22 protein-coding genes and 1 pseudogene are annotated in these 23,743 nt (G+C 40.1%); 12 read left to right on the top strand and 11 right to left on the bottom strand.

All coding sequences use genetic code 11. The features are described from left to right. Positions 1-401 precede the first annotated feature (401 nt). A complete protein-coding gene (locus tag ACW0TQ_RS10565) occupies positions 402-1,757 on the top strand; it encodes a sodium-dependent transporter (RefSeq protein ID WP_042533383.1) in 1,356 nt (451 codons plus the stop codon). Positions 1,758-2,343: 586 nt separating this feature from the next. Then, on the top strand, positions 2,344-3,693 hold the full coding sequence (locus tag ACW0TQ_RS10560) for a CoA-disulfide reductase (RefSeq protein ID WP_256706035.1): 1,350 nt from the start codon (positions 2,344-2,346) through the stop codon (positions 3,691-3,693). 35 nt (positions 3,694-3,728) lie between these two features. Here ACW0TQ_RS10560 and ACW0TQ_RS10555 read toward each other — a convergent pair whose 3' ends face one another. From ACW0TQ_RS10555 to ACW0TQ_RS10540, 4 genes are all read right to left on the bottom strand, one after another. Continuing rightward, a complete protein-coding gene (locus tag ACW0TQ_RS10555) occupies positions 3,729-4,397 on the bottom strand; it encodes a hypothetical protein (protein ID WP_042533379.1) in 669 nt (222 codons plus the stop codon). 312 nt (positions 4,398-4,709) lie between these two features. Beyond that, a complete protein-coding gene (locus ACW0TQ_RS10550; protein WP_455725635.1) occupies positions 4,710-6,596 on the bottom strand; it encodes an ABC-F family ATP-binding cassette domain-containing protein in 1,887 nt (628 codons plus the stop codon). A 29-nt stretch (positions 6,597-6,625) separates the two neighbouring features. Continuing rightward, positions 6,626-6,811, bottom strand: coding sequence for a hypothetical protein (locus ACW0TQ_RS10545; RefSeq protein ID WP_042533375.1), 186 nt, complete (start codon positions 6,809-6,811; stop codon positions 6,626-6,628). A gap of 317 nt (positions 6,812-7,128) precedes the next feature. Next, complete coding sequence (locus ACW0TQ_RS10540) at positions 7,129-7,647, bottom strand: TlpA family protein disulfide reductase (RefSeq protein ID WP_332094483.1); 519 nt, start codon at positions 7,645-7,647, stop codon at positions 7,129-7,131. Between the two features lie 98 nt (positions 7,648-7,745). Between ACW0TQ_RS10540 and ACW0TQ_RS10535 the strand changes: the two genes are divergently transcribed. After that, a complete protein-coding gene (locus ACW0TQ_RS10535; RefSeq protein ID WP_332094484.1) occupies positions 7,746-8,732 on the top strand; it encodes a P1 family peptidase in 987 nt (328 codons plus the stop codon). 87 nt (positions 8,733-8,819) lie between these two features. On the opposite strand, the gene ACW0TQ_RS10530 is transcribed toward ACW0TQ_RS10535, so the two are convergent. The 3 genes from ACW0TQ_RS10530 to ACW0TQ_RS10520 form a co-directional block, all read right to left on the bottom strand. Next, positions 8,820-9,731, bottom strand: a complete 912-nt coding sequence (locus ACW0TQ_RS10530; RefSeq protein ID WP_042533369.1) for an RluA family pseudouridine synthase — start codon at positions 9,729-9,731, stop codon at positions 8,820-8,822. 85 nt (positions 9,732-9,816) lie between these two features. Then, positions 9,817-10,047, bottom strand: a complete 231-nt coding sequence (locus ACW0TQ_RS10525) for an excisionase family DNA-binding protein (RefSeq protein WP_042533367.1) — start codon at positions 10,045-10,047, stop codon at positions 9,817-9,819. Continuing rightward, positions 10,048-10,335 (bottom strand): GNAT family N-acetyltransferase, encoded by a 288-nt coding sequence (locus ACW0TQ_RS10520; protein ID WP_042533365.1) that lies wholly within the window; start codon positions 10,333-10,335, stop codon positions 10,048-10,050. It abuts the gene before it with no gap. A gap of 170 nt (positions 10,336-10,505) precedes the next feature. Between ACW0TQ_RS10520 and ACW0TQ_RS10515 the strand changes: the two genes are divergently transcribed. Beyond that, positions 10,506-11,378 (top strand): GNAT family N-acetyltransferase, encoded by an 873-nt coding sequence (locus tag ACW0TQ_RS10515; RefSeq protein ID WP_042533363.1) that lies wholly within the window; start codon positions 10,506-10,508, stop codon positions 11,376-11,378. Positions 11,379-11,434: 56 nt separating this feature from the next. Here the strand turns inward: ACW0TQ_RS10515 and ACW0TQ_RS10510 are convergent, their stop codons facing one another. Together ACW0TQ_RS10510 and ACW0TQ_RS10505 are read right to left on the bottom strand one after the other, a co-directional pair. Next, positions 11,435-11,965 (bottom strand): thermonuclease family protein, encoded by a 531-nt coding sequence (locus tag ACW0TQ_RS10510; RefSeq protein ID WP_052485027.1) that lies wholly within the window; start codon positions 11,963-11,965, stop codon positions 11,435-11,437. 47 nt (positions 11,966-12,012) lie between these two features. Then, positions 12,013-12,966 carry a D-2-hydroxyacid dehydrogenase gene (locus tag ACW0TQ_RS10505; RefSeq protein ID WP_455725634.1) on the bottom strand — a complete coding sequence of 318 codons (954 nt, stop codon included), beginning with the start codon at positions 12,964-12,966 and terminating at the stop codon, positions 12,013-12,015. A gap of 215 nt (positions 12,967-13,181) precedes the next feature. On the opposite strand from ACW0TQ_RS10505, the gene ACW0TQ_RS10500 reads away from it, so the two are divergent. Both ACW0TQ_RS10500 and ACW0TQ_RS10495 read left to right on the top strand, forming a co-directional pair. Next, the gene (locus tag ACW0TQ_RS10500) at positions 13,182-14,051 is read left to right on the top strand and encodes an ATP-binding protein (protein WP_175297044.1); all 870 of its coding nucleotides are present in this window, start codon (positions 13,182-13,184) and stop codon (positions 14,049-14,051) included. A 21-nt stretch (positions 14,052-14,072) separates the two neighbouring features. Continuing rightward, on the top strand, positions 14,073-15,986 hold the full coding sequence (locus ACW0TQ_RS10495; protein ID WP_341172847.1) for a vWA domain-containing protein: 1,914 nt from the start codon (positions 14,073-14,075) through the stop codon (positions 15,984-15,986). Between the two features lie 442 nt (positions 15,987-16,428). On the opposite strand, the gene ACW0TQ_RS10490 is transcribed toward ACW0TQ_RS10495, so the two are convergent. After that, positions 16,429-17,457 (bottom strand): PTS sugar transporter subunit IIC, encoded by a 1,029-nt coding sequence (locus ACW0TQ_RS10490; RefSeq protein ID WP_193065114.1) that lies wholly within the window; start codon positions 17,455-17,457, stop codon positions 16,429-16,431. A 217-nt stretch (positions 17,458-17,674) separates the two neighbouring features. Here ACW0TQ_RS10490 and ACW0TQ_RS10485 point away from each other — a divergent pair, with 217 nt between their 5' ends. From ACW0TQ_RS10485 to ACW0TQ_RS10470, 4 genes and pseudogenes are all read left to right on the top strand, one after another. Continuing rightward, entirely contained in the window at positions 17,675-18,421 is a 747-nt protein-coding gene (locus ACW0TQ_RS10485) for a DeoR/GlpR family DNA-binding transcription regulator (RefSeq protein WP_042533356.1), read from the top strand. Continuing rightward, complete coding sequence (gene pfkB, locus ACW0TQ_RS10480; RefSeq protein ID WP_042533354.1) at positions 18,422-19,333, top strand: 1-phosphofructokinase; 912 nt, start codon at positions 18,422-18,424, stop codon at positions 19,331-19,333. A 16-nt stretch (positions 19,334-19,349) separates the two neighbouring features. Then, positions 19,350-19,790, top strand: a pseudogene (locus ACW0TQ_RS10475) (PTS sugar transporter subunit IIA); the annotation flags it as partial. A gap of 69 nt (positions 19,791-19,859) precedes the next feature. Beyond that, positions 19,860-21,743, top strand: coding sequence for a PTS fructose transporter subunit IIABC (locus ACW0TQ_RS10470; protein ID WP_455725653.1), 1,884 nt, complete (start codon positions 19,860-19,862; stop codon positions 21,741-21,743). A gap of 122 nt (positions 21,744-21,865) precedes the next feature. Here the strand turns inward: ACW0TQ_RS10470 and ACW0TQ_RS10465 are convergent, their stop codons facing one another. After that, complete coding sequence (locus ACW0TQ_RS10465) at positions 21,866-22,081, bottom strand: DUF2187 family protein (RefSeq protein ID WP_042533352.1); 216 nt, start codon at positions 22,079-22,081, stop codon at positions 21,866-21,868. A 156-nt stretch (positions 22,082-22,237) separates the two neighbouring features. Between ACW0TQ_RS10465 and ACW0TQ_RS10460 the strand changes: the two genes are divergently transcribed. Continuing rightward, positions 22,238-22,645, top strand: coding sequence for an SLAP domain-containing protein (locus ACW0TQ_RS10460; protein ID WP_193065113.1), 408 nt, complete (start codon positions 22,238-22,240; stop codon positions 22,643-22,645). A gap of 426 nt (positions 22,646-23,071) precedes the next feature. Continuing rightward, positions 23,072-23,689: a response regulator transcription factor gene (locus ACW0TQ_RS10455; RefSeq protein ID WP_256706301.1), complete on the top strand. Its 618-nt coding sequence runs from the start codon at positions 23,072-23,074 to the stop codon at positions 23,687-23,689. Positions 23,690-23,743 lie beyond the last annotated feature (54 nt).

Here is a 23,743-nt window from a genome sequence, read left to right as displayed (position 1 = left end):
CTTAGAATTAGTATGAGCGGCTTAGAAAAATCTATTCTCCTTCATTAATGGGCTTTTCTTGCTTTATATTGGAAAGACTAAGAAAACCAAAAATATCACTTAGTTTTTTAAACATCCGTATTCTTGCTAAGAAGATGTCCACTGCGGGAAGCGAAGTGTATTTCCGCGGCCTAAGATTACTCACTCCAAAAAACCTGTTGGAGCGGTTATATCCAGCTATTTCTATAACCATTCTTATTCTTTAGGAAAGGTTGTCCTTTATTAAAAGGCTCTAAAGGATATCCCAGTACTCAAAGGAATCGATAAAGTTATGTTTATGCCAGAATAAAACTCCCCGCTGAAGGAAGCTCCGTTTTATGATATACTGGACATTGATTTTATAGAGGAAGGATTTTACGAATATGGAAAAACAGACAGAACAATGGTCAACAAGACTTGGATTTATTTTATCCTCTGCCGGTGCCGCAGTCGGTTTGGGTGCTATCTGGAAATTCCCTTACATGACCGGGATGAACGGCGGGGGAGCATTTTTCTTTATATTTATATTATTTACTGTTCTGATTGGCCTTCCGCTGCTTATTGCCGAATTTGTTATTGGCCGCGGCGCCCAGAAGGAAGCTGTCAGCGCTTATCAAAAACTAACCCTCAAACGGAGTATCTTTTCATTTATTGGGCATTGGGGCGTTGCCGGGGCTTTTATTTTAATGTCCTTTTACAGTGTTGTCGGGGGCTGGGTACTGATTTACAGTCTGATGTCTATCCCAGGTATGGTTATCTCAGATAACGGTGATTATGCTGCTTTATTTGATACCATTACCGGAAACCCGCTGCTTACGATTGCAGGACTCGCATTCTTCGTATTTTTAAATTCCTTTGTTATCTCTAATGGGATTCAGAATGGTATTGAAAAATATAGTAAAATACTGATGCCTTTATTATTTCTTTTTTTCATTATTATCGTGATTCGTGCATTAACCTTTGAAGGTGCCATGGAAGGCGTACGTTTCTTCCTGCAGCCTGATTTTTCCCAGTTAAATGGTGAAAATATTTTATATGCATTGGGACAGGCCTTCTTTTCACTGGCAATCGGAATCTCTGTAATGGTAACCTACAGCTCGTATCTGGCTAAAAATGTCAGCTTAACAAAATCAGCAGCTTCTGTTTCTGTTATGAACATTCTGGTATCCTTACTTGCCGGATTAGCGATCTTTCCAATTGTATTCTCATTTGGTCTTGAACCGACGGAAGGACCTGGATTATTATTTATCGTTCTTCCGGAAGCATTCTCGCAAATGCCTTTTGGTGAATTATTCTTGAGCTTGTTCTTGTTCTTATTCTTATTTGCGATTTTAACTTCTTCGTTTAGTATGCTGGAGATTATTACCTCTTCAGTGAATGAAAGAGTAAAAGCTTCCCGGAAACAAATTGCCTGGGTTGCCGGAGTGGCCGTATTTATCTTTGGGATACCAGCCGCTTTATCATCCAATGCCCTTGCTGATTTTCACATTTTCGGAAAAACAGCATTCGACGCAAGTGATTTCTTAGTCAGCAACATTATGCTTCCTGTCGGCTGTTTATTTATCGCCTTATTTGTAGGATTTAAAATGAATCGTGCATTAGTCGAGCAAGAATTTCATGCAGGAAATCCTTTTGGCAACGGAATGTTCCAAGTATGGTACCAGATATTACGTTGGGTTGCCCCAATTACAATCGTGATTGTTTTCCTTTATTCACTTGGAATATTCGAGCTGTTTTAATAAAGCGAATAAAATTTCTCTGCTTTTGCAGGGAGATTTTTTTAAAGAATAAGAAAGCATATAAAAAAATGCTGAATACAGCCGCTCCAGAATTTGTGTTATTTCTTTATAAAAAAGTAAATAAAACATAGTTATTCTTAGATGAGAGCGGATGTTGTCGACTCCTGCGGGAAAAGCAACAGGTGAAGACCCCGCAAAAAAAAGTGAACTTCTTTTTTTCTACCCGCGGGGCATAAGTGCGACTTTGCTTCTGTCTGCGCCTGTCGGCTTGCCAATCAGCAAGTCTTCTGTAAAGGAGATGAGCTCGGGGCCCATGGAATGCGTAGTGTCTTTCTGGGGTTGCGATTACTCACCCCACCATAACCCGTCGCAGCGGTCGCATTAACCTGACAACATTGAAGATTACTCGCCCCATCGAAAACTGTCGGAGCGGACATCTCCTTGGCAAGAACACCGATGTTTTAAGTGGTGTTCTTGTTTTTTTATTGCATAAACACTTTTTAAATCGGACAATAACGGGAACTATATAGTAATGAACTAATACTATGCTATTTTAAGAAGCCATTTGGAAAGGAGCCATTTGAGTATGGTAAATAAAATTGTTATTGTCGGCGGTGTCGGCGGCGGTGCTACGGTCGCAGCACAAATACGGAGAAACGACCCCAATTCTGAAATTCATATTCTTGAACGATCTGGTTATGTATCCTTTGCTAACTGCGGAATGCCCTATTTTATTGGAGGAGAAATTACGGACCGGGATCGGGTGATTTATTCTGAAAATGATTTTGCAGAGAAATATCAGCTTTCTATTGAAACCTATGCAGAGGTTACACATATTGAAAGAGAAAAGAAAACCATTTTCTTTGAAAAAAATAATAAACCCTATGAGATGGACTATGATACATTGATTCTTTCTCCCGGAGCACGGGCTGTTATGCCGGATTTAGATGGTATGGAATCCAATACGTTCACATTGCGGATCATCGAGGATATGGACCGGATAGAAGCATTTATTTCAGATAAAAAACCAAAAACAGCAGCCATTATCGGCGGCGGATTTGTCGGCTTGGAAATGCTTGAGAATCTGCATAGAAGAGGACTCCAATGCTCGCTTGTCGACCATTCCGAGCATGTCATGTCAAGGTTAGATGCTGATATGGCAAGCCATGTCGATGAACATATAACAGAGAACGGGGTAGATCTTTATCTGAATGATAAATTGGAAAGTTACTCCAATCACGGCACTACCCTGCATCTTCAAAGCGGAAAAAGCCTTCAGGCAGATATGACATTAATGGCTGTCGGTATTACACCAAATATTGAGCTGGCAAAAGATGCTGGCTTGGAATTAGGAGAAACCGGGGCAATTAAAGTGAATGATGTCATGCAGACCAGCGACCCTGCTATTTATGCGCTGGGAGATGCTGTCGAGGAAGTTGATTTTATTACAAAAAAGCCAGCACATGTAGCATTGGCATGGCCGGCGCATCGTCAGGCTTTTGTTATTGCATCCCATTTAAACGGCGAAAAGATTCAGCGTGACGGGATTTTAGGTTCATCTATTTTCCGTGTTTTTGATTTAACGGTTGCTATCACCGGGCAAAATGAAGATGCGTTGGATAAATTAGATATCCCTTTTGAAGCAGTTCTGTCCAAAGGTTATTCTCATGCCGGCTACTATCCCGGTTCGGAAAAGCTCTGGATGAAGATTGTATTTGACCCGAAATCCGGACAATTATTAGGAGGCAGTGTTATCGGGCCAAAGGGAGCGGATAAGCGCATGGCCGTATTAGCCACAGCAATTAAAGGAAAACTCACTGTAGATGATTTAACCGACCTGGAGCTTGGCTACAACCCGATTTATTCAGGCTCTAAGGATGCTATTAATATTTTAGGATATAAAGCAAGGGAACAATGGAAAAAAGCAAATAAATGACACAAGCCGGCTGATAACATCCAGCCGGCTTGTTTTTAATGATCTTCAAATTGATAAACTAATTCATATCTTGTTTCATCTAATAATTCTGCAACATGCACACGGACGCCGTGACCAAATACAATCTCATCATCCGTCATCGCTACAATCATCGCCCGGGTATTATTATGGATATCCAAATAAATATCCCCGACAGCAGGCTGTAATGCATCATCATTCTCTGCTAAATAAGAAATCGATTCATCCTGCAGCTGTTTTTCTTCCGGAACAAGGGATTTATCGAAATAAGCAATTTCTTGGCTTGCCTCGGCTTTCCCTGGAACCATCACAACATATTCACTATGTTTAACACCATTATCGCGTGTTGTAATTACATTTCCGTCTTCTACCCGCTCTACCTTCTCGATTTCATTTAATGAATAATGATCTAAAAAGTCCGGAGTAGGCTTCACAATCAAAATATAATCACCAGCTTTTGGTTTTGCATATTGATCAATCGTATATCTTTTACCATAAAAAATAAATGTATCATTATGTTTAGGACGGTAAAAATTAATATCTTTTGCGGTTGTTAATACTTGTTTCATATCCTTTAACCGATACATGTGAACAGATTTTTTGAACATTGGTTTGACAGAATATACCTTATGCAATTCATTTTCATAAAATACAAACTGACCTTTTCTTACTTGAAAAAGCTTCATTTAATGACCTCCTTGATTAATCAATTCCAAAATAAGGTACGCTCTTCTTCTCTATATTCCCTTATACTCGTAAAAATGAAACATGTAAAAACTTTTCTTTTCAATTTGAGAAGTGATAGATTGTTTTAATTGAGGATCAGGGACTAATATTGCTATGCGCAATAAAAGAAGCTTTAGCTAGTTACAGGTGCGTTCAGCGCCTTCACACTAGACTTTTTTAACCTATCTGGTGATTTTCCAACGTAAGTATAACACGCGAAACAACCGAATGCTACCCAGTTTTTGTATAACTTCAAAATTAATTTCACCAAATCATTTTCCTGATTCAAAGCTTTCTTTCAATAATGATAATTCTTCCCAGCGTTGCATCTTTTCTTCTAATTTATCTTCTACCTCTTGCTGTTCTGTAAATAAAGGCTGTACCTTGCCAATATCACTTCCAGCTTCCGCAATTTCCTGTTCAATTTCGGTCAATCGTGATTCGAGCTGAGTAATTTCATCCTCTATTGTTTCCCACTCACGCTGTTCCATGTAAGATAATTTCTTTTTCGTTTTTACAGATACAGCCGCTTTTGATTCTTTCGGAACTGAAGCCTTTGTCTGCTTTTGAATCGCGTTGGTTTCCAGGAATTCGCTGTAGTTTCCATAATAAACAGAAACCTCCCCTTCCCCTTTGAATACAAAAAGCTTGTCTACAATACGGTCCAGGAAATAACGATCATGCGAAACGGTAACTACGACTCCTGGAAACGACTCCAGATATTCTTCTAAAACAGCCAGCGTTTGCGTATCTAGATCATTTGTCGGTTCATCTAAAAACAAAACATTTGGTTCATGCATCAATACTTTGAGTAAATAAAGGCGCCGTTTCTCACCGCCTGATAACGTGCGTATATAAGACCATTGCTGTGCTCTTGGAAATAGAAATTGCTCCAGCAGCTGCTCTGCGGTAATTACCTGACCATCTGCAGTATGCATGACTTCGGCTACTTCTTTAATATACTCGATAATACGCAAATCTCCATCCAAATCTTCGTCATCCTGGGTATAATAACCGATTCGCACTGTCTCGCCGATCTTTACCTCTCCCTTATCAGGCGAAATACGCTCTGCCATCATATTGAGCAAGGTTGTTTTACCTGTACCATTAGGACCTATAATACCAATTCTGTCCCCAGGAATAATCTGATAGGAGAAATCATGAATCAGTGTCTGCCGGCCAAAATCCTTTGAGATTTCCGTCAGGTCAATAACGTCATTTCCAAGCCGCTTCGAGCCCGCTTGAATAGCAAGATTTTCTTTTTTCGTATCAAATTTCTTTTCCTTCATTTCCTCTGCCCGTTCGACCCGGGCACGCTGCTTCGTCGACCTCGCCTTAGCCCCTCGTTTCAGCCAGGCAAGTTCTCGCTTTAATGTATTGCGATGCTTTTGCTCATCACTTATTTCCTGCGCTTCTCGTTCTGCTTTTTTCTCTAAAAACAGTTCATAATTCCCTTCATAAACATAGAGATTTCCTTTATCCAGTTCAAAAATACGATTAGTTACCCGGTTCAGAAAGTAACGGTCATGCGTCACTAATAAAATCGAGCCGCGATAGCTCTGTAAATATTTCTCCAGCCATTCGACCGTTTCGTGATCAAGATGGTTGGTAGGCTCATCTAAAATAAGCAGATCAGCAGGCTGAATCAGCGCTTTAGCAATAGCAACCCTTTTCCGTTGTCCGCCAGATAACTCATGAACCTTCTTGTCAAAAGCTGTAATCCCAAGCTTCGTTAAAATTGTTTTTGCATTAGCATTAGCCTCCCATGCCTCTGCCTGATCCATTTTTTGCTGCAGCTGTAACAGCTTCCCCTGAAACGACTCGTTCTCCGGTTCCTTCTCCAAATTTAACAGGGCTTGTTCATAAGCACGCATCAGTCTCATTTGCTCTGATTCTCCATAGTAAATCTGCTCAATCACCGTTAATTCCTCATAAAGATCCATTTCCTGTGCAATATATTCAATCTGATAATCCTTTGCGTGTTTTATTTCACCTTGATCCGGATCATCTATTCCTGCAATGACTTTTAAAAAGCTTGACTTCCCTGTTCCATTCACGCCAATCAAACCGATTCGCTCCAATTCACCGATGGCCGCATGGATATTTGTAAACAGATTTTTATCTCCATAAGACTTGCTGATATTTTCAATACGTAACATCACGCATCACTTCCTTCATAAAAATATGATTATGATTTATCAGACTCTTTCTTTTCCTTAATCCACGTCTTAATCATTAGAACGATAAGTAATAATAACCATGAAGTAACCAAGTAGAAAATAAGCTGACTGGCTTGACTCATCTCTTGAAAAAATGTAAGCAGGCCAACCCACACAATGAGAATAATCACAAATTGTCCAAGCAGTAATTTCATTTCTAACGCCTCCTTAAAGTTTAGGTTATCTATGTATTCTTGATTTTACTATCTATAAAAAAAACGCCTAACGTATATTTTATCGCATACGCAGGCATTTTTCTATCTATATTCATTATCTTTTCGTAAAGGAGACGTTCATTTATTCATGTTTAATTAAAAATCCTGTTCCTTATCGATGTTCAAACGCAGCCTCTATTATAATGCCATAAAACGAAACTTCACTCCGTGGGAGTTTTACGGACAGTCCTCCGTGATAAAACAAGTATTTCCGCTTATAGATAAAGATTTCATGCTTGTTTTTAAATCTTTACGAATTATTCTTTCTTCATCTGCTCAAACTGCTTCATCATCTGCTCATAACTTAAAGCGCCAATCGATTTAAATTGAATGATTCCTTCTGCATCAACCATATACGTCACGGGAATCGGCTGAATTCGATACAAATTACTGACTTCACCTTCTTTATCTAATAAAACAGGAAAGGTCAGTTCAAGTTCTTGGATAAATTGCCCCACTTTCTCCGTACTCATTTCTTCATCCGTTAAGTTTACGGAAAGAATGATTGGATCATGCCCCTGATAAAACCGCTCCATATCCGGCATTTCCTGCTTGCAAGGCGGACACCAGGTTGCCCAGAAATTAATCATGACCCGCTCGCCTTGAAAGTCAGACAATTGCAGGGTTTCCCCGTCTAGTGTTTCCAGCGTGAAATCCGGCGCTTTATCCCCAATCTCTGTTCCCTCCTGCACTCCCTCTGCATATGCAGGGTGTATTGTTAGTAAAAAAAGAAGCAAACTAATCATTAACATGTTAATTTTTTTATTTCTCCTCATTTAATCACCTCTGTCTTAATTTCTCCGATACCGTCTATGCCATACAAACGTTATCCCGTTTGTTATAATTTACTTAAAAATGAAAGGTTTTGAAGTGTATGACATTACCAAAAGGAACAAAAAACTGTATTACAGATGTCCCCGACGTGCAAGTAGGTCACGTGACGCTGTATGAGCACCTGAATGAAACAGATACGATTTGCACGGGAGTTACAGCTATATTGCCTCATACCGGAAATATATTCAGAAAAAAAGTTATCGCTGGAAATGCTGTTATTAATGGATTTGGGAAAACAACAGGGTTAATGCAGATAGACGAGCTTGGTGTTTTAGAAGCCCCTATTATGCTGACAAATACCCTAAGTGTCGGAGCAGTGATGCAGGGAACCTTAGCTTATATGCTGGAGGAGACAGAAGAAATCGGTGATACAGCAGGCACAATCAATTTAGTTGTGGGGGAATGCAATGACGGGTACTTGAACAGCATCCGCTTACAAGCTGTCAAACCGGAGCATGCTGGAAATGCTATTCAAAACGCAACATCCGAAAGCAGTCTGGAAGGAGCAGTGGGTGCCGGAACCGGCATGCAGTGTTTAGGATATAAAGGAGGCATTGGCACTTCTTCCAGAATCATCTCTGCTGAAAACAAAAAATATACGCTTGGCACACTAGTTGTAAGTAATTTTGGCAGACGTGAACAGGCTTTATTTCCTGTGAATTCTACAGAAAATCCGGATACACCTGACGGATCGATTATGATGATTCTTGCTACAGACGCTCCATTTTCCGACCGCCAGCTTAAACGGCTTGCCAAGCGTTGTGCAGTTGGGCTGGGGAGAACAGGGAGCACGATAGATAATGGAAGCGGAGATATCGCTATCGCCTTTTCCACAGCCGCAAAAATTGAGCATCATGCCAATCAGATAATTGAGCCTATGACAATGATTCGAGACGATCATCCAATCATGAACCAATTTTTCCAGGGTGTTGCAGAAGTGATTGAAGAAGCCATTTACCGTTCCTTACAGCAGGCAGAAACAACTGTGGGACGCGGAGGGAGAACATTGGAAAGGGCACCGATTTAAGAATTCTTTTTATTGGGCTGTATTTCTTCTTCCTATATGAAAAAAAGCCATTATCCATGCACAATTGGATAATGGCTTTTATGATTACTATTTCGATTTATGATAGAAAGATTTAGGAACATCTGAACGGAAAAACATCAGTGTATTTGTTTTCGGATGGTAAAGTGCCAGCGCTTTTGCGTGCAGACCCAGCCGGCCAAGTATACGGCGATTTCCACCGCCATATTTCTTATCGCCTACTACCGGATGGCCGAGCTCCTGCATATGGACCCGGATTTGATTCTTTCTGCCCGTTTCCAGCTCTACCTCCAGCAATGAAAATTGTTGATTGGATTGAATAACCCGATAACGCGTCGCGGCCCGCTGCCCATCATTTTTAACTCGGCTGGAATACATTTTATGTGTCGGGCTTTCTTTTAACCAGGAAACGATATACCCTTTTTCTTTGGCGACCTTTCCTTCCACTAAAACAACATAGGTTCTTTCTTTCACGATATCCTTCCAATTATCCTGGAGTTTCCGTTTCACTTTTTCACTTTTTGCAAAAACCATTACTCCAGACGTTTCCTTGTCCAGTCGATGGACGACAAAGATACGGTTGGCAGGATCCTCCTGTTTTACATAATCCATCAGCTGATGAAAAGCAGTTTGTCTTCTCTCTTCCTTCGTCGCAATTGAAAGCAATCCTGCTTCTTTATCGATGACAATAATATCTTCATCCTCATAAACGATTGACATGCCAATAAAGACTTCCTGCTTCACCGCTTCTTTATTCTTTAATATTTTAACAACCTGTCCCTTTTCCAGCATGTAATTATGCTGCGTTTGAATGCGATCATTCACAGAAACCTGTCCTCTGGTTAAAATAGACTTTACGGAATTACGGCTGCGGTTCGCTAAAACCCCTCTCAGAAAAGAAAATAGTTCTCCCGGCTCCGTCACTTCGTAAGTCAAAAAAGGGGCAGCTTTTTTCGATCGGGGACGTTTTTTGTTTTTCATCTTAAATCTCCTTTGTTCTTACACACCGTATAGAATTTCATTTTTTACAAACCTTTTTCATTATATACACCCTTGGAAATAGAAGCTAATCCTCGTCCTTCACATCAATATCCTCTGGGATTGGTTCATCTAAGTATGCTTGAATGACCTTCCTATACTTCTCGACCTGTTCGAAATATGTTGTAAATTGTTCTTTATTGATTAAATAGTTTTCCCCATCATAAATCGCACGTATCTTCCCTTGTAAAACATAAGTACGCACAATGGATTCATCTATTGATAAATACGCTGCTGTTTCTTTGATTGTTAGATACATTTAAATAAATTGCTTTTGAAGGACGTCATGATACGCTTCATTTTTCTGCATTTGTTTTTTTGCAAACGGGCATAAAGGGATAATATATTTGTCGTTTTCTCGTGCATATAGAACAACTTGCTCCAGCAGCTGTTGAGCAATCCCCTGGCTTCGGAGTTCTTTTGCCACATACGTATGATCAATAACTAAACGGTTCGATCCTGATTGTACAAAAGTAATTTCTGCTTCCGGATCCTTGATATCCTCCCCAACGTAAAATTTTGTTTCTCCTTTATGAATGGTAGCCATGTTAGCCCTCCTAAATATCTACATTTCTTTCATTATACTCTTTCAAGTTTCTGGTCTCAAGACATTATTTTTGTAAGCGTTTTAAATATTAAGAAATTAAACTCTTTTTTTAAAATAGATTGCTGGACGAAACCAGATACTTCTTTCTACAATGAACATGAGGTGATTTTTTGAATACTTATATCCGACAATTATTACCATCCGATAAAATATTAATGGAAAATATGCAGACAGAAATAGAAGATGATTATATTATACGCATTTTTGAGATTTTATGTACTGGAAACCACGTACTTTTTGGACTTTTTTATAATAATCAATTAGTCAGCACAGCCGGCTATTCTGTTTTCGCATCCGCCTATGCCATGCTAGGCAGATTAAGAAGCGATATTCGTTATCAAGGAAATGGGTATTCCAATCGGATAACTAAATACGTGCTGGATCAGGCATTCCAAAACAAAGACGTGGAATGGGCAGGTGCAAACACACAAGCTCATAACGCTCCGGCACAAAAGGTATTGAACCGTATCGATTTGGAAAAGCAGACCGAATTTTATGGATGTACAGCAAAAACATTGGATGGCATATCAGGTGCAGAGGAAACTTGGCGGGAAATAACGCAGACAGATGAAAAACTGAAATTATTAAATACATACCATGTTCATGAAAATACGTTTTTTCCGCTTGAATGCTATTATCCTTTTCCAAGCTCGCCTAAGCTTTTTCAAGAAGATCAAATAAAGAGCTGGCGATTCTTTCAAGAGAATGGCCATCCTCCATTAATTACAAAGAAAAATATAAAAAAAGAGGTGTATCTTCACGCTATTTACCCATATAAAGATTTATTTCAGCGCAGAGGGTTATGGAATACTATTGCGAAAGCGCAGCATGCGTTACAAATACAGCATCCAGATAAGAAAGTCCATGTATGGATTGATATTCCCGCAGCCATTATCGACCAGCTGCCTAATGCTCATCCATTTGAATTAGATTCTCCATGGCTGCTCTATGGAATAGACAGAGAAGCGTGGGCAAACCTCTAAAAAAAGCAGGCGATGCATTTAAAAGATACATCGCCTGCTTTTAGCCTTCATGCTTTTTAATATTCGTGAAACCTGCTTTCTGCATAGCCGGGAATTGACCAGATATTTTCTCCATGTTCTTTTGCCTCTTCCTGCGCTTGCTCCAGCTCTTCTAAGTACTTTGTATTCGGCTCATACACAAAGCCGACCCTTGCATACCCTTCTTCGACTAATAACTGGTTAACATTATCACCATCTGCCCAGATATAGGCAAGCATCCGGTCGTAATCGTCTCTTTCAGGATTTCCTCTTTCTAACTCGACCGTTTCCCCTTCCGGCATCAGTTCTTTGGCAAAATCACTTGCTTCCTCGCCAAATGGCTGTACTTCCGTATCAGGCTTCACACTTTCTGGGGTATCAATCAAGAGTAAGCGGACCCGCTCTCTTGTTCCATCTTCCAGATGAACAATCACAGTATCACCATCAACGACCCGTTCCACAGTGACTAATTCTCTTCCTTCTGCCGGTTCATTGTCTTCTAAAAAATCCAGCAGCTCGCATCCTGTTAAAACAAACAGCGACGCGAACAGAATAAACAGCTTTTTCATTTCTTACATCCTTACCATTATCCATATTCTTTTTTTTGAATTATTTATTAATAACCACGTTCATGCTGGTATAGATTAATCGACGGCCCTTTCCCATCTAAATAGTTCTTTAAATTCGGAATAAAAATATCTTCAATCACACGCTGATTATAAAACTCCGTTGCTCCTGCGGTATGCGGTGTCAAAATAACATTTTCCATCTCCCAAAGCGGATTAGATGCTTCTAACGGTTCCTTTTCAAATACATCCAGCCCGGCACCGGCAATTTCATTATTCTCTAACGCCTCAATCAGCGCTTTCTCATCAACAATTGACCCTCGTCCGATATTGACAAAGAAAGCATCGTTTTTCATCTGTTTAAATTGCTCTGCGCCAATCAGACGATGGGTATCCTCTGTTAATGGCAAAGTAACAACTACATAATCACTTTGCGGAAGTACTTTATCTAATTGATGCGGCTGATACATTTCATCCACATTTTCTGCAGCTTTCCCTGAATGACGGACTCCAAGCACCTTCATCCCAAAGGCTTTTGCTATTTTAGCTGTTTCCTGTCCTATTTTCCCTGTGCCAAGCACTGCCATTGTCTTGTTATGGATTTCCCCGCGAAGTTTTGCGTGGTGCCATACTTTTTCCTGCTGCTGTCTGACATAAGTATGAATTAACCGTGTAAATCCTAGAATATACGCAAAAATTGTTTCGGAAATCGGATAGCTGTGCACCCCGTTTGCGCTTGTTAATTGAATGTTCTTTTCCACAATTTTATCTAAGTTTAACGAATCGACCCCTGCACTCCAGGATTGTACCCATTTCAGCTGATTGCTTTCCAGATAGGTACTTTCTTTATCCTTGCGCCAATTAACAAGGATTTCTGCTTGCTTCAGAATATCATCAGAAAGTTCTTTGCCTGTATGGATTTCCCAGTCTGGAGCAGCCTTTTTTATTTCTTCTACATACGTATCCTCCAGATTTAAATGAATTGCCATCGTCCTTTTTGCCATATATCCTCCTATCCGACACCATTCTCATAAACATCGATGGTACCTGTCTCTATATTCTTGTCATTATCTTAGCAATTGCTCAGCCATATCGCAACGACTGCGCATTCTTTGTATTTTTCGAGAACAAGTAATACAATTGTGAACGGAGCCTATATCTATTTAAAGACATTGATAAAACGGAATCACAGCAATGGATTTCGAAAGGAGAAACAATAATGAATGCTATTCAATTACCTGAGGCAGTCCAAGAGCTGCTTGAAAATAATAAAAAAGAAGTAACGGATCGCGAGGAATTGATTCGTTCCGGCGGATACCTCCCGCCAAGCGATGATTTATTGATTGATGCCATTGTCGCATTAAGTATGGGTAAAAATATATTATTAAAAGGACCGACCGGCGCTGGGAAAACAAAATTTGCGGAAACCCTCTCCTCTCTTTTTCAGCGGCCGATGTACAGTGTAAACTGTTCCGTTGACTTAGATGCAGAAAGCTTGATGGGGTTCAAAACGCTTGCTTATGAAGAAGAAAAACAGACAATTGAATTTGTTCCGGGGCCAGTTACCAATGCAATGAAGCAGGGAACATTTCTTTATATTGATGAAATTAATATGGCTAAGCCGGAAACCTTGCCGTTGATTAATGGTGTTTTAGATTATCGCCGAACGATTACGAACCCTTTCACCAACGAGATTGTGACTGCTGCAGACGGGTTTGGCGTTATCGCGGCGATCAACGAAGGCTATATTGGAACAGTTCCTTTAAACGAAGCATTAAAAAACCGTTTCATTGTCATTGACGTACCTTATATTCAAGGAGAACAGCTGGAACAATTAATTACTGAATCGACCAAACTGACAGACAAACAGCTGATTGGGCGTTTTGTGACACTATCCAATGATTTGATCACAGCGGTAAGTCAAGGAAAATTGTCAGAGGATGCTGCTTCTATCCGCGCCCTGCTGGATGCTTGCGACCTCTCAACCTATCTTCCGCCTAAACGCGCTATTTTACGCAGTATTGTGGATAAGCTCGAAGAAGATCGTGAGAAAGCGTTTGTGGGGAATTTGGCAGACACGTTATTTTAATTAAAGAGGAGTAACTTTGATATGTACCGATTTCACCAAACAAAGGTTGACACCCATTTATTTATGCAATTGCAGGATTTAACGACTGTTTTGGCGAAGAATGAACAATTGCAATTCGAGTCCAGCTTTGGTTCCTTTATTGATATAACAGAAAACAAAGTAACCGCTGGCCGTTTTTGGGACCGTCTCCCGGCTGAAATGCAGGAAGCGGGCGCGAAATCAGATGTCATCCTGCGCACATTAGGCACCCTGCATCAGACCGATGTAAAAATCCTGCAGCAATTCAAAAAGGATTGGGAAGATTCCCTTCTTCCCAAATTCGCAATTCAGCTGATGACATTATTAGAAGACATTCGTTTAGAGGACGCAATCCGGAAAGAACGTCCGGGCACGAAGCGAAACTTTTCTTACAGGCGAGCGTATTTCCATCACTATTTCACGACCCAGCTGCAGTCCAATGTCACACGCAGCTATGCAACCGATGAAATATTTTGTATGATTTATTTATTGCTTTTTGCCAATCAGCCAGACCCGGGGTTTCCTCGTGTGGAGAAAGCACAGCTGGAGATGCTCGACAGTATAAAAGGGCATCTGTACAGCGTCTTTGAGACAAAGCATACACGTGATAATGTGGCGTTGACCGAACAAATCATGCGAAAAATGCAGCAAGCAGGCTATACAGATTCAATTCACGAATACTTCATCCTGCCAATCGGGCATGTCGAATCGTATGAAAAAAATACGCTGTTTGATGAATTAACACGTACCGATCCGTTAGTGAATGACGACCAGCAGGAAGAAACAAATGAAGAAAATGAATACTTCGATGAAACCTTCTCTACCTGGCATCGTGAAAATAAAAATGATGACCGCAAGCAAAACTTTCTGCAATTTGAGTTGGAGCAAGGCACAAAAACCTCGATGCTTGGCGGCGGTGCCCGGGAAACAGAAGACGGCGATCAAGCAATGGCTGCGATTCAAGGAACTTCCGGTCAGAGTAAACAAAATGACTATTCCGATAAGGAAACGCTGACCAAAGAAGAAAACACTTCTGAAAACAGTAGTGAATCAAGCTTTGGGAAAGAAAATGAACATGCACAGATGTTTACAGAGTATGCAGAGACTCCTACAGAGGATGAACAATTACAATACCGGCAGTTTGTAGAGGAAATTGATCCCTTTAAAAGAAAACTTGCCAAAACCATTCAATTAACGTTAGAGCATAAACAGGATACACCGAGAACAGATTTATTATTTGGCAGGCTCTCTAAAAAACTGCTTCCTATCTTTTTAGAGGATTCTCCACGTGTATTTTATAAAAAGGAACAGGAATCAAAAGAATTCGATGCGGTCTTCACCCTATTGATTGATTGCTCTGCCTCGATGGAGAACAAGATGGAAGAAACAAAACGCGGTGTGACCCTGTTTCATGAAGTGTTAAAAGAGCTGCGCATTCCGCATGAAATCATCGGTTTCTGGGAGGATGCCAATAAAGCGAGTGACAGCTACCAGCCGAATTATCTGCAATATATCCAGACTGTGGAGGATTCTTTGTATAAAGAGCAAGGAGCTAAAATTATGCAGCTGGAAGCACAAGAAGACAATCGAGATGGCTTCAGTATTCGTCATGTCACTAAAAAATTAATTCCCCGCAGCGAGAAAAATAAATTTCTGCTGATTTTTTCCGACGGACAGCCGGCAGCTTCCGGCTATGACCAGAATGGCATTGTGGATACGTATCAGGCTGTAGCCGATGCCCGCAAGCATCAGATTGATGTAGTTGGAATGTTTCTCGCAAACGGTCAGATTGAAGAAAACGATGATACAATGATGCAAAATATTTACGGGAAAGAACGCATCATGGTTCCAGATGTGAGCGCCCTGCCAGAGCATTTCACTCCGCTGCTCAAGCGTTTATTACTGAAAGCAATTTGATAAAACGAAACTTCACTCAGTGGGAGTCTTTCGACGCACAAATGTTTCCGATGGGGCGAGTAATCGCAAAAGCACTTCGATGGGACGAGTAATCGCAGTCCCAGTCCCAGGATGTGCTAGTGCAGATGTTGCGACAAATGTTTTCGGTGGGGTGAGTAATCGCAACCCCAGGACGTCGCGAACTTAGTCTGCTTCCTTAATTCTCCCACTGAGTGTTAGCTGAGTGATTCAGGGAGTTAGCGTCCGTTATCTCCCGCCTAAATAAATTTATTTTTACGCTTTATTTTGAGGCGGGAGTTTTACGGACGGTTCTCCGTGATAAAGTGTTTTTTCCCCATACAAAAGGCGAGCATTTTTCGGAAATGCTCGCCTTTTATGATTAAATGCAAATATATACTATTTTTCTGAATTTTATTTCCAAACCAATATAACCTGGATAGCTTTATTGAACTTCCATGTGCAGATCGCCTGTTTTTGCCCAGCCTTTCATCTGCAGTGCCTTGTAAGTCATTACAGAAATAATTGCCGGCGTAATCACACCAACTACAATATACATGACTAAAACGCCCGCACCTTGGTTGGCTAAAATATTTAATGGCGCAATAAACGAGTTTAATCCTAAACCGGCTAGCTCATAGGGTACTTCAAAATCAAATATTAAAATAGCAATGGGTGCACAGATAATCGATGATGCAAACGGTCCGATAACTAAGCGCGGATTCTTCACAATATTTGGGACCTGCACTTTCGGCGTTAAGAAGAATTGTGCAATATTTGCACCTAAATTGTTTTGTTTGACCGACATGGCAGTGAACCCTACAAATTGAGCTGTGCAACCAATCAATGCCGCAGCACTTGATACGGGATCAAGCTGTAGTGCAATGGCTATAGCCGCGGAAGATGCCGGCGACATTAAAAAGATACTCCAAATTAATGAAATAACAATCGCTGAAATAAACGGAGACCCTGTAGTAGAGCTTGCGATGATTGCACTGATTTTCTCAAGTAATGGGGTTGTCACGGCCGCTAAACCAACACCTGCAACTCCCCCTACAAAAATAGAACAAAACGGAATTGCCATCATATCAAGCGATGTTTTCCCTGTTACACGCTTTCCGACCCAGGTAGCAATAACAGCAGCCAGTACTGCGCTGATAGGCTGTCCTGTAATAAGCGTCCAGCTTCCGTCAGCCGTCATAGATAAAGCATTCGCGCCAACCGTACTGGAAGCCATCGCTCCAAAAATAACTAATGTATTTCCCCCAAGCTGATAGGCTATTCCAGCTCCAATCGCCGGCGCCAGCATCAGCTGAGCTGCATTACCAATCAATAGAAAACCTTCCCACCCTGTAAATGTTCCGATTGTTTCAATCAACAATCCGATACCAAGCGTCACTAAGACGGCGTTCGCCAATCCTTGTGATGCTTTGTACATTCGATCAATTATGTATTTCTTTGTTGACTCTTTCACTTTTCGTACCTCCTAATAATTCACTTAAATTCCTTTTCTTTAAATTAGTGGGAAATGTTATTTAATTCTAAACAGAAAGTGCTATTTATCATAAACCCATTTCTTTTTTGCGTCAATAATTATTTTTTTCTGAATGTTTATCTTTTCGATGAAAATGAACGTTTTTGGTTGTTTCCGACTGAATTTAATGATATTCTATCATTAAGAGGTGAAAGTAATGCTGACAGATGAACGCCATCAATTTATTTTACATCGTCTAAATGAAAGCGGTGTAGTTAAGTCTGTAGATTTAATCGAGAGACTTAACTGCTCTGAGTCCACTATACGTAGGGATCTTGCTCATCTAGAAGAAAAAGGGCTCCTGCTCCGCATCCACGGCGGAGCAAAATTGAACGCTACATTTGGAGCGGAATTGACCTATCAGGAGAAAACAGTCAAAAACAGTCAACAAAAGAAAAATATAGGAAGGCATGCTGCCTCCCTTTTAGAAGAGAATGATGTGATTTATTTAGATGCAGGGACGACAACACTGGAGATGATACCGCATCTTGCTAATTTGTCGATTACCGTTGTAACAAACGGTATTGCCCATGCTTCGATGCTTGCAGACAGACAAATTGAAGCCTATCTCGTAGGCGGTAAATTAAAGCATTCCACAAAAGCAATGGTGGGCGCGCCAAGTCAACATTCTTTAATGAATTATCAATTCACTAAAGCCTTTCTCGGCGTAGACAGCATTGATATGACATATGGCTGTACCACGCCGGATCCGGAGGAAGCAACAATGAAACAGCTTGCTATTGAAAGAGCTTCAGACACATATTTTCTTGCAGATGACAGCAAATGGAACAAAGTCAGTTTCGCAAAAATATGTAATTTCTCGGATGTAACGTTTATTACGGATAAAATATCAACGATTCACCAACCCTATTTAAATCACACAACTATTTTGGAGGTAGATTAGATGATCTATACAATCACTTTAAATCCATCGATTGACTATATTGTTCCGGTCGACAAATTGGATTTAGGCGGGCTGAGTTATATGAATAATGATTATAAGCTCCCCGGCGGAAAAGGCATCAATGTATCACGAATTTTAAAGGCACTCAGGGCAGACGCTGTTGCTCTTGGATTTGTCGGAGGCTTTACCGGAAAATTTATTGAAGATGCTTTAGATGAATTAGATGTTCGGACAAACTTTGTTAATATCCAGGAAGATACCCGCATCAATATTAAGCTGAAAGCTGATCAGGAAACCGAAATAAATGGACGCGGTCCTGCTTTATCGGATGAAGAAGTGGCAAGGTTCCTGAAGCAATTTGAAGAAGTGAAGGATGGAGATACGGTAATTTTATCCGGAAGCAAGCCCCCCTCCCTTCCAGACAACTTCTATGAGCAATTAATCCAAAGAGCAACCGATCAAGGTGCTGCGTTTGCGATTGATACAACAGGTGCTGCCCTTGAAGCATCCTTGAGCTACCAGCCGTTATTAGTGAAGCCGAATATTCATGAGCTGGAAGCATTATTTGATGTGAAGCTGCAAACAGATGAAGAAGTCATCGCTTACGGGAAAAAGCTCTTAGAAAGAGGGGCAAAACACGTGATTATTTCCATGGGTGGAGATGGTGCATTACTTATCACGAAACAGGGAAACTATAAAGCAAAAGCACCAAAAGGAAAGCTGATTAACTCCGTAGGTGCCGGCGACTCCATGGTTGCAGGATTTATCAGCTCCTTCTTAAAATCGGGAGATCCGGCCGAATCATTTAAAACAGCAGTTGCTTCTGGCAGCGCTACTGCTTTTTCAGAAGACCTGGCTACTGCAGAAGCCATTGAAAAGCTGCGTTCCCAAATCCAAGTAGAAACCATTTAATTTTTAAATAGAAAGGATGAGAAACATGCAGGTAACCGATTTATTAAAAAAAGATGTTATGATTTTAAACCTTCAAGGCACATCGAAAGAAGCTGTCATTGATGAAATGATTTCAAGTCTTTATAAAAATGGCATTATAACAGAACAAGCATCATTTAAAGAAGCTATCCTGGCTCGCGAAGACCAATCCTCCACCGGCCTCGGTGACGGAATCGCCATGCCACATGCGAAAACAGCAGCTGTAACTGAACCTACTGTCTTATTCGCTAAAAGTGAAGCAGGAATCGATTATGATTCCTTAGATGGACAGCCTGCCCACCTCTTCTTTATGATTGCTGTTCCTGATGATGGAAGTGATACGCATCTGCAAACCATCGCAGCGCTATCCCGTCTTTTAATGGAACCGGATTTTACAGGTAAATTAAAAGAAGCAGGCACTCCAGATGAAGTACAAGCGCTTTTTGCAGAAGCAACCGAAGAAAAAGATGCTCCGGAAGATGAAGCAGCGGAAGATAAAAACGAAGAGATGAATGTCACCGACCTATTGAAAAAAGACGTCATGCTCTTAGACCTTCAAGCTTCATCCAAAGAAGCAGCAATAGATGAAATGATTGCAAACCTTTATAAGCATAATGTTTTAACAGAGCAGGCATCTTTTAAAGAAGCTATATTGGCTCGTGAAGAACAGTCCTCTACCGGGTTAGGCGACGGTATTGCAATGCCGCATGCAAAGACAAAAGCAGTAACCGAACCTTCTGTTCTATTTGCTAAAAGTAAAATTGGAGTAGATTATAATTCCTTAGACGGACAGCCTGCACACCTTTTCTTTATGATTGCTGTCCCTGAAGGCGGAAACGATACGCACTTACAAACACTGGCTGCTCTTTCCAAACTGTTGATGGAACCTGTCTTTGTAGCAAAACTGAAAGAAGCATCTACTCCGGATGAAGTGCAGCAGCTGTTCCTTGATGCAACACAAGAGGATACAACAGAGGAAAAAGCAGAGGCGCCCGAATCAGGCAGTTCTGCCAGCAGTGATGAAAAACCTTTCGTCGTAGCAGTAACCGCTTGTCCTACTGGTATTGCCCATACCTATATGGCAGAGGATGCTCTCAAGAAAAAAGCAAAAGAAATGAATGTAGACATCAAAGTAGAAACAAATGGTTCAGACGGTACGAAAAACCATTTAACAAACGAAGACATTGAGCGTGCTTCCGGCGTTATCATTGCTGCCAGCAAAAAAGTGGAAATGGCCCGCTTTGATGGCAAGCACGTTGTTGAGCGACCGGTTGTAGACGGCATTAAAAAAGCAGAGGAACTTATTACCAAAGCATCGGCGCAAGATGCTCCCATTTATCGTGACTCCGGGGAAAAATCTGAAGAAGACGGCGAATATGAAAAACAATCCGCCTGGGGTAAGATTTATAAGGATTTAATGAACGGGATTTCCCATATGCTTCCATTTGTTATTGGTGGCGGGATTTTAATGGCTATTTCCTTCTTGTTTGAAAGTTTCTTAGGAAGTGAATCAGAATTCTTCTTATTCTTTAACAGCGTAGGAGGTACAGCATTTAATTTCTTAATCCCAATTCTTGCTGGTTATATCGCCATGAGTATCGGCGACAGACCTGGTTTAATGCCTGGTATTGTAGCTGGTATGATGGCAGTACAGAGTGACGCCGGTTTTATCGGCGGTCTTATCGGTGGTTTTGTAGCTGGTTACTTGGTGGTATTAATCAAACACTTATTAAAAGATCTGCCACAGTCTTTAGCAAGTCTTAAACCAATTTTATTATATCCTGTGCTCGGGTTACTTGCCACGGGAACAGCAATGTACTTTGCAATTGGACCAGTTTTTTCTAAGCTAAATAGTTTCATCCTTAGTTTCCTTGAAGGTATGGGAACAGGAAATATTGTTATACTCGGTATCCTTCTTGGCGGCATGATGGCTATCGATATGGGTGGGCCATTTAATAAAGCTGCTTATACTTTCTCTATCGGAATCTTTAATGATACAGGAGATGGAGCATTTATGGCAGCTGCCATGATTGGTGGTATGGTTCCTCCATTAGCAATCGCTCTGGCAACAACGTTCTTTAAAAATAAATTCACCCCAGATGAGCGTAAATCTGGAACAGCGAATTATATAATGGGGCTATCCTTTGTTACAGAAGGCGCTATTCCATTCGCAGCTGCTGATCCATTACGCGTGATTACCTCATCTGTTATCGGTGCTGCAATCGCTGGAGGATTGACTCAATTCTTCCATAGTACCATTCCAGCACCACATGGCGGTATTTTCGTTGTTTTCTTAGGTAATGCATGGTGGTTCTTCTTACTATCATTACTTATTGGTACAGTTATCTCAGCGTTAATACTTGGTATATGGAAAAAACCAGTTTCCAAATAAGAAAGAATCCATACCTGGATTTTCAAGGGGCGAGTTCGACAAATGTTGAACTTGCCTCTTTTTCTAATATATAAAAAAGCTCTGGCATCATTGCGATGCCAGAGCTTTTTATTATATCGAAACTATTTTCTCTTGTAATTTTTATGGTTAACTACGGTTTTGATCGGTTCCCCTGTAGATGGGTGATTTCCGATACGGACAATAACTGAATTCTCGCGGATAATAAGCACTTCTGCTTTCTTACCTTTATATTCACCGCGAACAATACTAATCGTTTCACCGACCTCAGCAATATCCTCCTGCTTCACCGGTTCTTGTTCTAAATTTTCTTCTTCCATGTTATAACCTCCCTGTATCAATAGCGAACTAGTAATTTACCTCATTCATCGTACCACAAGTGTATAAGGAATTATATTTTTTTTCAAAAGAAACGCTAAAAATTTATTTCTACGCTCGAATCTTATATAATCAAGGTATCTTAAGGAGGATTTGTTATGAACCTTGTTTTTGACCCTAAATGGGATAAAGCGCTTCCCGATACAGACCGTCTTAAAATTGAACAAACGTTTCAAAAATTCGTATTGCCGAATACTGCCGGTAAACAAATAACATTTACCCCTTTATGGCAAGCAAGAAATCACCGGTCTGATTTATTGGTTACTGTTTTAATAAATAATTATAGCGGCCAAGCGTATTCCTTTGGAGACACCACACTAAAATACGTAGAAGACAACGCAGTAAAAGCCGAAAAGACATTCACTTTAGAAAGAGTTTATGTGCCTCCAGACTCTAGCATGCCCTGGACATTTATTTTTCCGGAATCCAGCTTTATAAACAGCTCTATTAACTTACATGGCAGCTTAATTTGTCACAACTTAAACGACCTTGATCCTCCTGATTGATTATGACGGATAATGGCTAATTATGATGAAAAATAACCGTCATTATATTTACTGGTTAAATCTGGAACCGGAAAATAGATTAAAAAACGTACCCTTTGAACTAAGTTTCGTTTTATAATTAGTATATTACTTGGATATTCATGCATAGGTAGGTACTTTTTCTTTTTTAAACCGGGATTTAACTATCATTTTTTATTAAAAAACTATTACAAGATTTTAATTCATACAATCCTATGCTATATTTGAAGATAGGTTTCATCATGAACAAGTTGAAAATCCATATCCCTGCCCTTATAGTATTAAAAGCTCGAACAGATTAGTCGAAACCTGTAAGTCAGCTTCAAGAATCAACATCGCATAATTATTCATTTTATATTGACATCACGAAAATACTTGCTCAAATGACAGGAGAGGATAATATTGAGTATGACACCAACTTCGAATTCAACTTTGAATTTTATTGACGCATTTACGTTATCTGAAAAAACAAATTTAAATATTTCAATCCTATCTTTAAGAGATTTGGATGATTTTCAACTTAATTCATCAAATATACCGGATTTAATTATGATCCCAATTTATCAATACAACGATATTACACGCATTCTTGAACAGGAACAATTAAAGGATGTTAAAATTGCAATCATCCTGCCTAATTTGCATATGAAGGATATTATCCGATTGTATGAATTTGATATAGATGGATATTTTGTTAAAAATATGAGCCTGAATGAAATCATATCAGGAATCCGTTTTATCAATGAAGGATGCATTTATGTTTACCCCGAGTTAGCTAAAGCATTACACGATGAATTTTTAACTTTATCTTCTACGTTACAATCCCGTCCGGATGGTCTTCTTACCAAACGGGAATGGGATGTTTTACTTGAAATATCCAGAGGAAACAACAATGAAATTATTGCCAATAACTTAGAAATCTCTGATAAAACAGTGAAAAACCATGTAACCACCGTTTTACGTAAGTTAAATGTTAATGACCGGACGAATGCGATGCTGTTAGCGTATCGGAAAGGCTGGATCTAAAAAATAAAAAGTATAACTAAAACGAGAAGCCTATGAAATATATAGACTTCTCGT

The organism is Oceanobacillus sp. M60 (genome assembly GCF_053839645.1).
The sequence above is the reverse complement of the archived record's forward strand: the minus strand, read 5'-3'. Positions and strand labels throughout refer to the sequence as shown.